The 12,297-nt window shown below is 67.2% G+C and carries 10 protein-coding genes and 1 tRNA gene; 6 read left to right on the top strand and 5 right to left on the bottom strand.

The window, feature by feature from the left end; all coding sequences use genetic code 11:
• The first annotated feature begins 277 nt into the window (after nt 1-277).
• Together xseA and BCHO_RS07185 are read left to right on the top strand one after the other, a co-directional pair.
• Entirely contained in the window at nt 278-1,600 is a 1,323-nt protein-coding gene (gene xseA / locus BCHO_RS07180) for an exodeoxyribonuclease VII large subunit (protein ID WP_024541081.1), read from the top strand.
• Between the two features lie 76 nt (nt 1,601-1,676).
• Nucleotides 1,677-2,015, top strand: a complete 339-nt coding sequence (locus tag BCHO_RS07185; protein ID WP_024541082.1) for an exodeoxyribonuclease VII small subunit — start codon at nt 1,677-1,679, stop codon at nt 2,013-2,015.
• A gap of 33 nt (nt 2,016-2,048) precedes the next feature.
• On the opposite strand, the gene BCHO_RS07190 is transcribed toward BCHO_RS07185, so the two are convergent.
• Nucleotides 2,049-3,065 (bottom strand): endonuclease/exonuclease/phosphatase family protein, encoded by a 1,017-nt coding sequence (locus tag BCHO_RS07190; RefSeq protein ID WP_024541083.1) that lies wholly within the window; start codon nt 3,063-3,065, stop codon nt 2,049-2,051.
• Nucleotides 3,066-3,301: 236 nt separating this feature from the next.
• Between BCHO_RS07190 and BCHO_RS07195 the strand changes: the two genes are divergently transcribed.
• Both BCHO_RS07195 and BCHO_RS07200 read left to right on the top strand, forming a co-directional pair.
• Nucleotides 3,302-3,377 (top strand) — tRNA-Arg (locus BCHO_RS07195).
• 359 nt (nt 3,378-3,736) lie between these two features.
• Nucleotides 3,737-4,459 (top strand): DUF4391 domain-containing protein, encoded by a 723-nt coding sequence (locus tag BCHO_RS07200; protein WP_024541084.1) that lies wholly within the window; start codon nt 3,737-3,739, stop codon nt 4,457-4,459.
• A gap of 50 nt (nt 4,460-4,509) precedes the next feature.
• On the opposite strand, the gene BCHO_RS07205 is transcribed toward BCHO_RS07200, so the two are convergent.
• From BCHO_RS07205 to BCHO_RS07215, 3 genes are all read right to left on the bottom strand, one after another.
• Nucleotides 4,510-5,499, bottom strand: a complete 990-nt coding sequence (locus tag BCHO_RS07205) for a Ppx/GppA phosphatase family protein (RefSeq protein WP_029675539.1) — start codon at nt 5,497-5,499, stop codon at nt 4,510-4,512.
• 80 nt (nt 5,500-5,579) lie between these two features.
• The gene (locus BCHO_RS07210; protein ID WP_051354899.1) at nt 5,580-6,800 is read right to left on the bottom strand and encodes a pyridoxal phosphate-dependent aminotransferase; all 1,221 of its coding nucleotides are present in this window, start codon (nt 6,798-6,800) and stop codon (nt 5,580-5,582) included.
• Nucleotides 6,801-6,913: 113 nt separating this feature from the next.
• Nucleotides 6,914-7,453, bottom strand: a complete 540-nt coding sequence (locus BCHO_RS07215; RefSeq protein ID WP_024541087.1) for a very short patch repair endonuclease — start codon at nt 7,451-7,453, stop codon at nt 6,914-6,916.
• A gap of 508 nt (nt 7,454-7,961) precedes the next feature.
• Between BCHO_RS07215 and BCHO_RS07220 the strand changes: the two genes are divergently transcribed.
• Complete coding sequence (locus BCHO_RS07220; protein WP_024541088.1) at nt 7,962-9,014, top strand: Gfo/Idh/MocA family protein; 1,053 nt, start codon at nt 7,962-7,964, stop codon at nt 9,012-9,014.
• A 190-nt stretch (nt 9,015-9,204) separates the two neighbouring features.
• Nucleotides 9,205-10,650 (top strand): hypothetical protein, encoded by a 1,446-nt coding sequence (locus BCHO_RS07225; RefSeq protein ID WP_024541089.1) that lies wholly within the window; start codon nt 9,205-9,207, stop codon nt 10,648-10,650.
• Nucleotides 10,651-10,770: 120 nt separating this feature from the next.
• Here BCHO_RS07225 and BCHO_RS07230 read toward each other — a convergent pair whose 3' ends face one another.
• The gene (locus BCHO_RS07230; protein WP_024541090.1) at nt 10,771-12,267 is read right to left on the bottom strand and encodes a S10 family peptidase; all 1,497 of its coding nucleotides are present in this window, start codon (nt 12,265-12,267) and stop codon (nt 10,771-10,773) included.
• Nucleotides 12,268-12,297: the final 30 nt, after the last annotated feature.

The raw sequence follows: 12,297 nt of genomic DNA on the forward strand, positions 1-12,297 counted from the left end.
ACTGTACGCCCTTCTGCCAAGCGACGCGCCGCTATATGTAGTGCAACAGACGTCACACAATCACTAAATATGGAACTTTCGTTGAAACAGTGCCGAAAATCCACGATGCCTCCCGACGGTGTGGCCTTCGTCACTCGGCGCGGTGTTCGCTGAGCGGGAATCATCATAGCGACACCGCCGCCATGGCCGCCGTGAAACGCCACCGAGGCGGCGGAATCAGCCCTGACACGCCGTACAGGATACGGACGATGTCCCTTCGCTGATGGAACCTAGAACCATGTCTTGGAACAACGGATATGGCATGGCGGGACGGCCTTCAGGCACCCCATGGACAGGAGCGGACGGCGCCGCCGCCGGACCGCGCCCGCTCGACGAGCTGCCGAAGTACGCGCGCGACACGACCCCGGAGCACCCGTGGCCGGTCAATCTGCTCAGCCGCAAATGGCATGACGTGATCGAACGCTGGCCGACGGTGTGGATCGAAGGGCAGATCGTCGAGATCAACGCGCGCCGCGCGACGTCGGTGTACATCACGTTGCGCGACAACTTCGAGGACGTCTCGATCTCGGTGAACGGCTTCGGCGCGTTCGCGCAGATGGCGCGCGGCTTCAAGCAGGGCGACCGCGTCGTCGTGCACGGCAAGGCCGACCTGTGGGTCAAGCAGACGAGGCTGAGCCTGCGCGGCGACGACATCCGCAAGGTCGGCGTCGGCGACCTCAAGGAGCAGATCGACGAGCTGCGCCGCAAACTCAAGGGCGAAGGGCTCTTCGACGCCTCGAACAAGGTGCCGCTGCCCGAGTTTCCGAAGAACATCGGCCTGATCTGCGCGCCGCAGGCGAGGGCCGAGGGCGACGTCATCACGAATGTCATGCTGCGCTGGCCGACCGTCGACTTCACCGTGCAGCACGTGCATGTGCAGGGTCCGCAGTGCCCGCCTGAAGTCATCGACGCAATCCGCAGGCTCGACGCCGACCCGAACGTCGACGTCATCATCGTCGCGCGCGGAGGCGGCAGCTTCGAGGACCTCATCGGATTCTCCGACGAAGGCGTCGTGCGCGCGACGGCGGCATGCGTGACGCCGATCGTCTCCGCGATCGGCCACGAGGACGACTGGACGCTCATCGACCTCGCCGCCGACGTGCGCGCCTCGACGCCGACCGACGCCGCCAAGCGCGTCGTGCCCGACGTGCGCGAGCAGCAGCAGCTCATCGCGAACGCGATCGGCACGATGCGCATGCGCATCGGCGCGATGGTCAACAACGAGACGCGGCTCGTCGAAGGCTACGCGAACCGTCCGAGCCTGACGCGGCCGCAGACGATGCTCGACCCGTACCAGCGGCAGATCGACGACGCCGTGCGCACGATGCGCATCGGGCTGACGCGAATCGTCGACGACGAGCAGCTGCGCGTCGAGAAGCTCGAGGCGACATTGCGCGCGCTGAGCCCCCAGTCGACGCTCGACCGCGGCTACGCGGTGCTACAGACCGCCGACGGCCACGTCGTCGACGACGCGGCGAAGCTCGAGGTCGGCGACGAGATCACCGTCACGCTGCGGCGCGGCGCCGTCGTCGCGCAGACGACGAAGATCGTCGAACCATAAATACATACGCAGTCATAAAAACGCAATCACAGACAACGCAACCGAACCAACCATCAACCAGCACGAAGGAGCAGCCATGGCGGAGGAAACCATCGAAGTCACCGCGACGGAGACAACCGGCGAGAGCACGGCGGCCGAGCAGCCGCAGATCGCGTCGAGCCTGACGCAACAAGAACGCGACATCATCGCGAACATGCCGTACGAGGAGGCGCGCGACAAGCTCATGCAGGCCGTGCGCGCGCTCGAGAACGGCGGCCTGAGCCTCGACGAGTCGATGCGCCAATGGGAGATCGGCGAGGCGCTCGCCCAGCGCGCGCAGTCGCTGCTCAACACGGTGCGCGCCAAGCTCGACGCCGCGCAGGCGCAGCAGGCGCAGACGGCGGCGACGGCGGGCACGCAGTCGAACCTGCAGTAAGCGGCGGATCCGCCGCGGAATCGACGCGCGCGGCTACTGCGCGAATTCGAGCGTCGCGAGCAGCGCGTCGTGGTCGGATCCGGGGATATGGATCGTCTTGATCTGCCCGACGCGCACGCCGCGTTCGGTGACGATGTGGTCGATGCCGGCTCCGGCGGGCACGAAACGCATGTTCGCCGGCCAGGTGAAGACGAGGCCGTGGCCGCTCGCCACCGACGCGTCCTGGAAACGTTCGCCGAGCAGTCGGCGGAACGGCGCGTGGTCGGTCGTCGCGTTGAAATCGCCCATGAGCACGTAGTGCACGTCGGTGCGCGAGCGCAGCACGTCCATCTCGTCGAGCGAACGGCGCCACAGGTCCCAGGTGCTCGTGCTCGGCGACGTCGTGTGCACGCTGACGAATCGGATGGGAAGGCGGCCATGGTCGAAGAGGACGGTGCCGGCGGGCATGTCGGATGCGCTCGACTCGAATTCGGCGTCCGCCGGCGATTCGAGCGGCGACGACGAGAACAGCGCGTTGCTGTAGTACTTGTGGTTCGCGTTGGCGATCGTCGAATGCGGCAGATAGTCGTAGATGCCGGCGTTCGCGAGCTCCTTGAGGAAGGGTTCCGTCGTCTCCTGCAGCGCGAGCACCTCGACGCGCTGGTCGCGCACGGCGTCGACGATGTCCTGCGCGTTCGCCTGTCCTTTGTAGACGTTGCACGTCATGACGCGCGCGTATGCGTCGTCGGTGGACGGCTTGACCTGGGCGACGGCGCTCATCGCGGCGCCGCTGATCGGATGTCCGTTGCGGAAGTACGGCAGCTGCCACCACACCTGCAGCGCGATGCACGCGCAGGCGACGACCGCCGTGAACCAGCGGCGCGAGATGCAGGCGAGGACGAACGCGATCAGTGCGACGAGCGCGAACCACGGCGACAACGCGATCACGTACGGCACGTATGGCAGCGACTGCATGTCCTCGGGCAGCAGCCGCGCCGCGCAGCCGAGCAGTGCGACGATCGCGAGGATCGCCGCGAGCGCCGCCAGAACCGGATGCTTGTGCCGTGTCATACGTCTCCTTTTCCTTTCCTGTATTTGGCATGCGCTGCGGATGCGGCCGTGCCGGGCGGCCGTCCGCCGACGCCGCGCGTACGGCGAGCGTGGTGTGCCGACGTGTTCCACACTAACGCAGCGAAGGACGCACATGCATCGTCCGCACGGCTGATTTTTCCTACGCGCATGACGACCGGCACGGCGACGCACGGTTGTGCCGGATGCATGGGCATGTGTATAATGTCGGGTTGTTCGCCCTGGTAGCTCAGTGGATAGAGCACCGCTCTCCTAAAGCGGGTGTCGCGCGTTCGAATCGCGTCTAGGGCACCATCAGCCGCGTCGGCCTCTACGCCGCCGCGGCTTTGTCATTACTGCCCCGTCCATCGTCGACGCCAGCGAACACGACCGGCGCAATCCGCACCCGCGATGATCGCAGGGCGACGGCGTCCACTGCCGCGGCAGGACAGGGAGTGCCGCAAACGGCGGCGCGGATGGCCGATATCCGCCGCCCAGGCCAACGGCGTCCGTCCTGCCCACCGGCCGCGCCCAATCCGGACGCTGGTCCGTCCCGGGCGCGGCGAACATGAGATGCCGCGGCCGGCCGTGGCCGTGTGCCGGTACAGTGGAAGGGCGGAAGGCAGCATCCGCGCACTATCCGCCAGGAAATCCGCTAGGAAAGAGGGCCCACGATGACGATGGCCGCATGTGGTTCACTGACCGCCGAAACGCTGGGGCTCTCCCCCAAGACCGCCTTCCCGGCGGCCAAAAGCATACTGCCGAAGGGATTGTTCGCCGCGAAGGCGTCCGCGCCGCTGTCGGCGAAGACGAAGCAGCATCTGGTGCATGCCGTCGACTCGATCACAATGCTCGCGCTGCTGCGCCCGTCGAACACAGGACTGGAGCCAAGCACGCGCATGCCGGAGATCCTCGTCCTCGGCCTCAGGCTCGCCGACGGCGTCAAGGAGACGCCGGACGACGTCGTCGAACTCATCGCCTCGCAGCGCAAGTCGGGTATCGTCTTCGCCGTCGTGCGCACCGCGGAGCATGAGGGCGCGACGCGTGAGGAGTGCCAGTTCGCGGTGCGCCGCGCGCTGCCGGGCCGCGCCGGCCACACGCCGTCCTTCCGGATCTTCCACGGCCCGTGGGAGCCGTGCGGCGAGACCTACCTCGATGTCGACGGCGCGACGATGGACGAACTGTGGGCGTCGCTGTGCTCGCAGATCATCCTCGGTTCCGTCGACGGCGCCGACCTCGACGCGCGCATCGCCCGCGCCGAACGGATCCGCCAGCTCGAGGCGGCCGTCGCGAAGCTGTCCGCCGACCATGCACGCGCGAAGTCGCCCACCCAGCGCAACGAGATCTACGCCAAACTGCACAAGGCGAAGAACGAGCTCGCCGCGCTCACGAACTGATCCTTCCGCGAATCCGCCTGCGCGGCCATACACCGCCCGCGCAGGCTCGTTCAGAACCCGATCCGCGTACGTCCGTACTGGTCGAGCCACCGCAGGATCGCGCCTTCGCGCAGCGCCCACGGGCACACTTCGATCTCATTGATGCCGAGCGCGTCCATGATCTCGACGGCCACGATGCCGGCGCCGACGATCGAGAACGCGCGGTCCTGCGTGATGCCGGGCAGTGCCGTACGCTGCGCCGGGTCGATGCTCGCCAGCCTAGGCAGCCAGTCCTCGAGCTGTTCGCGTTCCACCGACAGCGCATCCTCGCGTCCCGGCTGATGAATGACCGATCCGGCGAGCCGCGCGAGCGAGCGGATCGCCTTCGACGTGCCCACCGCGTGGCTCGAATAGTCCTCGGTCGGGATTGCGTCGGCGACGTCGGCGACGTCGGCGATGCGCTTGCGCACCTTCTTGCGCGCCGTCTCGAGTTCCTTCGGCGTCGCCATGCCGCCGGGCAGATAGTCGCGCGTGACGATGCCGGCGCCGATGCGCGCGCTCGTCGCGACCGACGGCTCCTCCTCGGAGCCGACCGCGACCTCGAGCGAGCCGCCGCCGACGTCGATGACGAGCAGCCGGCCGGCGTCCCATCCGTACCAGCGGCGCGCGGCGAGGAACGTGAGCCGCGCCTCGTCGTCGCCGGAGAGCACGGTGATGCGCTGCCCGACGATCTCCTCGATCCGATGCAGGATCTTGTTGCCGTTCGCCGCGTCGTGGATCGCCGACGTCGCGAGCGCAAGCAGCTGCGAGATCTGGTAGCGTTCGGCGAGCTGCATCGATTCGTCGACGGCGTTGAGCAGCGCCTCGACGCCGGCTTTCCTGATCGAGCCGTCCTCTTTGAGGAAGTCCATGAGCCGCACCGTCGTCTTCGTGCTCGCCTCCGGTTCGGGCCGTGAGCCGACGGCGGCGTCGACGATGAGCATATGCACGGTGTTCGAGCCGATGTCGAGTACGCCGAGTCGGGTGGAATGCCGGGTGGAATGCGTGTTCGGATTCGTCATGCGTCCTCTTTTGCTGGGTGGTTGTTTCGATTCCTCCCGATGCCGAAGGCGTCCCGCAGACGCCTTCGGCATGGCCGGCGTCACTGTCCGCGCAGGCCGGCGACGAAAGTCTTGAGGCGTTTGAGTCCTTCGCGCAGCGCGTCACGCGACGCCGCGTACGACAGTCGCACATGCGTGTCCGCGGTCGCCTCGCCGAAGTCGGCGCCCGGCGTCAACGCGACGTGCGCCTCGGTGAGCGCGCGTTCGCAGAACTCGGTGGCCGTCAGTCCGGTCGGACTCACGTCGAAGTACGCGTAGAACGCGCCGTTGGGCGCGACGTCGACCGGCAGTCCCAGGTCGGCGAGGCCGTCGACGACGATCTTGCGCCGCGCGAGCAGTTCGAGCCTGCGCTGTTCGCTGACCGCGAGCGCCTCGTCGTCGAAGCACGCCATCGCCGCCATCTGCGTCGGCGTGTGCGCGCTGAGGAAGAAGTTCGTCGCGAGCCTGTCGACGGCGTCGACGACGTCGTCGGGCACGACGAGCCAGCCGAGCCGCCAGCCGGTCATGCCGAAGTATTTCGAGAAGCTGCTGCAGACGATCGCGTTCGGGTCGATGCTGAGCACCGAGGGCACGCGGCTGCCGTCGGATTCGACGTCGGCGAGGTCGAGGTAGGTCTCGTCGACGATGCGCCAGGCGCCGTGTTCGGCGGCGTAGTCGCAGACGGCGCGCAGCGTGTCCGCCTCGATCGTCGTGCCGGTCGGGTTCGACGGCGACGTCACCATGACGGCTGTTGTCCGTTTCGACCAGTAGTCGTCGAGCAGCTGCGGCGTCAGGTGGAAGCGCGTCGCCGCGCTCGTCGGCACGTCGACGACGACGCCGCCGAAGGAGCGTACGAGTTCGCGGTTCGTCGGATACGAGGGGTCGGCGATGATCACCTCGTCGCCTTCGTCGACGGTGAGCGCGGCGGCGAGCAGCAGCGCCGACGAGCCGCCTTCGGTGATGATGATGCGTTCGGGGTCGACGTTCACGTTGTGCTGTTTCGCGTAGAACCGCGAGATCCGTTCGCGCAGCTGCGGCAGTCCGCGCGATTCGGTGTACGGCAGCGGGCGGCCGTCGTACAGGTCGCGCATCGCCAGGCGCACCGGTTCGGGCGCGCCGTAGTCGGGCTGGCCGACGTTGAGTTTGACGACGTCCTCGCCGGCGGCGATCATGACGTTCGCGCGCGCGCCGATCTGCATCGCGCGGAACGGGCGCACCTCGCGCGCGCGTTTCGACAGTTTCGGCTGCGGCAGCGGCTGCGTCGTGCCGACCGCCGCGCGCATGACCCGATCGTCCACCGCCTGCTGCGCGGCCGCGGCGTCCTCCGCCTCGTCGGCACGCGCCGTTGTACGCGCTTCGTCCGTCATATCGTCGTCTCCTTGCCGTGCGCCGCACGTCACGTGCGGCTCTCCGCTGCGTTCTTCGCTGCATTCATTGTGCCACCACTCCCGCACACCGGCGTGCGCGCCGCATCGCCGTCGGAGCGCGCGTCGGCGCCGCCGTCGACGATCTGCTCGACGAGCCGGTCGAGCCGGCTTTCGCGCGTCGCCTTGCCGAGTTCGCATTCCCACACGTCGATGACGTGCCATCCCATGCGCCGCAGCTCGTCGTGCTGCCGCCGGTCGCGCTCGCGGTTGCGCTGCAGCTTCGCGCGCCAGAACGCCGTGTTCGTCTTCGGCATCGAGTGCTTGGAGCAGCCTTCGTGCATGTGCCAGAAGCAGCCGTTGACGAACACGATCGTGCGGTACTTCGGCAGCACGACGTCCGGATGCCCCGGATAGCGCTTGTCGTTCTTGCGAAAGCGCATGCCGTGGGCGAACAGATAGCTGCGCACGACGCGTTCGATCGACGTGTCCTTGCCGCGGATTCGCGACATCGTGTAGCTGCGCGTCCCCCGCGCGTACTTCGATGCCGTCTTCGATTTCGATGCCGCCATATCGCCCACACCGCCATCCTAGCGGGATCGGCGCACGCGGCCCGGCGCGTGACGGCCACCCGCATGCCGCGCGCCCGCGACATGCGCGAACCCTCCGCAATCCGCGAACGCGACGGGACGCCGTTGGTCGATATGGCGGCAAATGCGCAGTGCGCGCCGGTTTTGCGCTCGCAGACAACACGCAGCGGCGCCGCGGACACGCTAGCGTAGAAGACGAACGAAACGATACGACGACCGTAGCACGCGCAGCGACGCGACGACGGCACAACGCGAACCCTGCGGTGCGACGGCACGGCATGACGCGCAGTGCAACGACGCAATGCGCCGACCGCAACGAAGGACCCGACCCATGACCGACACGACCCACGACGACCCGACCACACTTCCCCCGACCGATCCCGCCCCAGCCGGCAGTACGACCAAGACCTCCGACACAACCAAGTCTTCCGACACAACCGCCGCCACGACCAGCACGACGGCGACCGCCACGACGACGTCGGCGGCGACGATGCCCGCAGTCGACGCGGCGGCCGAGACCGAGCTCGACGAACGTCCGCTCAACGTGGCGATCCTCGGCGCCGGTCGCATCGCGCAGTCGATGGCGCGCACATTGGCGATGATGGCCTCCGACGCGCGCTACGCCTCCCTCGTCACGCCGTACGCGGTCGCGTCGCGTTCGGCGGCGAAGGCGCGCGCGTTCGCGCAGCAGTTCGGCCTGCGCACCTCCTACGGCTCCTACCGCGACATGCTCGCCGACCCGAACGCCGACCTCGTCTACATCGCGACGCCGCATTCGCTGCACGCCGAACAGGCGGTCGCCTGCATGCGGGCCGGCAAGCACGTGCTCGTCGAGAAGCCCTTCGCCGTCAACGTCGACGAGGCGAGGCACATGCTCAACGTCTCGTCGGCGACGAACCGCTTCTGCGGCGAGGCGATGTGGACGCGCTTCATGCCGTCGCGCCTGATCATCGACCGCATCGTCTCCTCCGGCAGGATCGGCGCGGTCACGTCGATCGCCGCCGACCTGAGCTACCCGATGACGCACAAGAAGCGCCTGACCGACCCGAACCTGGCCGGCGGCGCGCTGCTCGACATCGGCGTCTACCCGCTCAACTTCATCGACATGGTCATCGGCGGACGCGAGGTCACGAAGATCGTCACGTCGATGACGCCGCTGCCGACCGGCGTCGACGCGCAGAACGCGACGACGCTGTACTTCGACGACGGCACGATGGCGAACGCGACGTCGTCGATGTTGTGCGCGTCCGATCGCGCCGGCCACATCCGCGGCACGAACGGCTACATCGACTGCGCGAACATCAACGACATCAGCGCCATCGACGTCTACAACGCCGACCACACGCTCGTCGACCACATCGACGTGCCGGCGCAGCTGACCGGATACGAATACGAGGTCGCCGCCGCCGTGCGCGCGATCCGAGCCGGGCGCCGCGACTGCATCGAGATGCTGCACGCCGACAGCCTGCGCATGCTCGCGCTCACCGACACCTTGCGCGCGCGCTGGCAGCTGCGCTACCCCTTCGAGGCCGCCAACCGCTGAACGCGCGCCCATGCGCACCGTCCGCGCGGCGCACGCGACGAATAATGAGATGCCCGGGTACACAATGTAGAAACTTCACCAAACGGTCATCCACAAGCTGCTAGCGTGACTCTGTGCGCACCAGCGCGCAAGCACGCACAGCCGTTATCGCGTGTACACGAAACCGCGACCTTCCAGCGGAGGGAATACCATGACGATGCGAGCCGAACGCTCCGGCCTGCTCAAATACCATGAGCTCGCGCAGATGCAGGACTTCGTCGACGACGAATGGGGATTCGCCGACGAATTCGACGGACCCACGTTCCTGTGGGACCCGGCGATCGGCACCTGCGCGCACCACGACGACGCATTGCGCGCCGACGTCCCGGTCGCGCCCGCCGACGAGGCCGAACAGATCATCGACCGCCCGATGCGGTGGTACCTCGACGGCATCGCCGCCGCCACGCCGAGCGCGCACCACAGCCCCGAAGGCGTCGACGTGCCGCGTGCCGACATGCCGACCTTCCGGCTCGAGACGCAGGCGCTCGCCGGCGTCGACGCCGTCGTCGCGAACGCGACCGGCAGCACCCGCTGGCTCGACGGCACACGCAACCTGTGCCGCGCGATCGAACTGACGGCGCGCTTCCTCGGCATGTGCGAGGACCGCAACCAGGAGGGGCTCGAATACCTCAAGGAGCTGCTGCAGGTCACGCGCATCTACCTCGACGCCGTCGCGCGCCACGCCGACCCGGCCGTGGGCGCGCAGGCGCTGCGCATGGTCACCGCCGTCGCCTGCAACGAGGATTTCCGCATCAACCCGATGCCGATGATCGAACTGCTGTCCTGCTGCCTGTCCTTCGCACGATACGACGACACCTGCATGCACGCGTACGAGACGCTCGACACGGCGCTCGCCAGCATGGACGAGATGGCGCGCCGCTACAGCGAAACGGCCGACGAGGACGCGCGCTTCCGTTCGATGATCGACGACGAATACGCCTTCGAACTCGCCGACCTGTCCGGCCTCGCCAACGACCTGTACGCGTCGAAGCAGTCGCCGCAGCTCGACCGCCAGGACATGGAGCTGCACGCGCACTACCGTTTCCGTCAGGCGGTGCTGCTGCTGCGGCACGACCTGATGCGCATGAGCGGCGACGTGGACGGCGCCGACGCGCTGCTGCGCGAGCATGCGACGACATCGCCGCTCGGCGACGCGTACGCGGCCCGACTGATCCACGCGCGCCGCTGGAACGACCTGCTCGAGTTCACGTCGACGATGGTCGCCGACCAGAGCGCGCCGTTCCTCGTCATGTTCCCCGACGAGCTCGTCCCTTACGACTGGGAGTCGCTCGAGGAGGTCGCACTGCAGGCGCTCGACGACCGCCCGCGGCTGCGCGACCTGTACCGCGAGCGCGTACTGTCCTCCTTCGACGAGGACGAGATGCCGGCGCTGACGAATCTGCGCCGCGTCAGCACGAACCGTGAATGGCGCGAGCAGGTGGCGCGCATCGTCGAGATCTACAACCATGAGCAGACGCATGCGGTGCGCAACCGCGTCTACGAGCGGATGCTCGTCATGCAGGGGCTGCGCGACGAGGCGATGCGCTACCTTGATGATTTCCCTGACGCGTGGCCCGATCTCGCCGAGATCCTGTGATGCTTGCCGTCCCGATGTGTGATGAGGCGCCGTCCCCGCAACTGCGGGACGGCGCCTCATCACGATATCCTCATTGTTGATGTGTCACATCATCGATGTGTCACATCAACGGCCTAGGTTTCACTGCGCGGCCTGGTCCTCGTGGCGCTTGTCGTAGAAGGCCTTGAGTTCGGGGCCGGCCGCGGCGAGCGCGACGTCGTCGCAGTACAGCATGTGGCCGTTCGAATGCAGATGGTATTCGATGCGGTCCTTGAGCGCCTGCGGCAGGAACAGCTTGTTGATGTCGTGGCGCACGTTCCAGTACGGCGTCGCGGCGTCATGGATGCCGCCGAGCACGCAGATGCGGCTCGTCGGGTTGCGGCGCAGCGCGGTCGCCAAGTCGTAGGCCACGTTCGGCACCTGGGGCGAGCCCATCGTGCCCGGCGCCTGATGCGTCCAGTTCCAGCTCGAGTTGACCTTGAGCGACAGGCCCTCGTAGTTCTCGTAGCCCTTGAAGCCCATGTCCCCGAGCATCTTCATGTAGACGTCGAGGTAGGCGGCGTTGATCGCGTCGTAGGACGGATCCTCGCCGGCGAAGAACTCGTTGTCGCCCTGCACGTCCTGGTAGCCGTAGGTGGTGAAGCGCGTGTCGTAGCGGCCGGTCGTCTCGCCTTCGTCCTTGAGCAGGTTCTTGCGGAAGGTGTCGAGTTCGATGCGCAGGCCCTTGGCGAGGATGAAGTCGGCGGGCAGGCCGATGAATTCGCTCATCTCGCCGGCGATCTTCTTCATCTCGTCCGCCGGCAACGCGTCGGCGAGCGTCAGCGCGCGTGCAAGCGTGTTGTTCGCGTAGTCGAAGGCCTTGTCGTACCACTCGTACTGGTCGACGCCCACGCCGGCCTTCTTGAAGTAGTTGGCGGTGGCCGCGTACACCGGGAACATGCCCATATAGTAGTCGTCCTCGCCGGAGAGCGTCGGCTCGTAGTCGAGGATCGTCGACTGTTCGGTCACGCCGGCGACGCCTACGCCGTGCTCGCCGAGCATGCGGTAGACGACGGCGTTGCGCATCGTGCCGTAGGATTCGCCGTACAGGTAGTGCGGGCTGTTCATGCGGCCGTACTTGGTGAGCCATGCGATGATGCCGCGCGTGAAAGCGTCGGCGTCGCCGTCGACCCCCCACACCTTCTTCGCGTCGTAGTTCGGGTCGACATGCGAGTAGCCGGTGCCGAACGCGTCGATGAACACGAGATCCGAGCTCGGCAGCAGCGAATACGGATTGTCCTCGACTTCACCGACGCCGGTGAGGTGCGCCATGCCGTCCGTCTTGACGCGCTTGGCGCCCATGCCGCCGATGTTGACCATGTAGGATGCGCCGCCGGGGCCGCCGTTCCACAGGAACGTGACCGGGCGGTCGGACTTGTCGTCGGCGTCGGAGATCTGCGAGAACATGAACATGTGGCCGATCATCGTGCCGTCGTCGGCGCGCACCGGGATCATCTCCGCGGTGGCCGTGTAGTTGATCGACGCGCCGTCCGGGCCCTTCCAGACGTAGTCCTTGCTGGCCGTGGCCGGAAGCGGCTCAAGCGGCTTCTTCTGGTCGTTCTGCGTTGTTTCGCTCTTGGTTTCATTGGCTTCTGCCATGACAATGCTCCTTTGGGATGCGGCGCCTGC

Source organism: Bifidobacterium choerinum (assembly GCF_000741135.1).
GTDB classification, from domain to species: domain Bacteria; phylum Actinomycetota; class Actinomycetes; order Actinomycetales; family Bifidobacteriaceae; genus Bifidobacterium; species Bifidobacterium choerinum.

Coding starts and splice junctions, on each gene's coding strand:
- xseA (WP_024541081.1), top strand. CDS start 278: ATGTCTTGGAACAACGGATATGGCATGGCGGGACGGCCTTCAGGCACC.
- BCHO_RS07185 (WP_024541082.1), top strand. CDS start 1,677: ATGGCGGAGGAAACCATCGAAGTCACCGCGACGGAGACAACCGGCGAG.
- BCHO_RS07190 (WP_024541083.1), bottom strand. CDS start 3,065: ATGACACGGCACAAGCATCCGGTTCTGGCGGCGCTCGCGGCGATCCTC.
- BCHO_RS07200 (WP_024541084.1), top strand. CDS start 3,737: ATGACGATGGCCGCATGTGGTTCACTGACCGCCGAAACGCTGGGGCTC.
- BCHO_RS07205 (WP_029675539.1), bottom strand. CDS start 5,499: ATGACGAATCCGAACACGCATTCCACCCGGCATTCCACCCGACTCGGC.
- BCHO_RS07210 (WP_051354899.1), bottom strand. CDS start 6,800: ATGCGCGCGGCGGTCGGCACGACGCAGCCGCTGCCGCAGCCGAAACTG.
- BCHO_RS07215 (WP_024541087.1), bottom strand. CDS start 7,453: ATGGCGGCATCGAAATCGAAGACGGCATCGAAGTACGCGCGGGGGACG.
- BCHO_RS07220 (WP_024541088.1), top strand. CDS start 7,962: ATGCCCGCAGTCGACGCGGCGGCCGAGACCGAGCTCGACGAACGTCCG.
- BCHO_RS07225 (WP_024541089.1), top strand. CDS start 9,205: ATGACGATGCGAGCCGAACGCTCCGGCCTGCTCAAATACCATGAGCTC.
- BCHO_RS07230 (WP_024541090.1), bottom strand. CDS start 12,267: ATGGCAGAAGCCAATGAAACCAAGAGCGAAACAACGCAGAACGACCAG.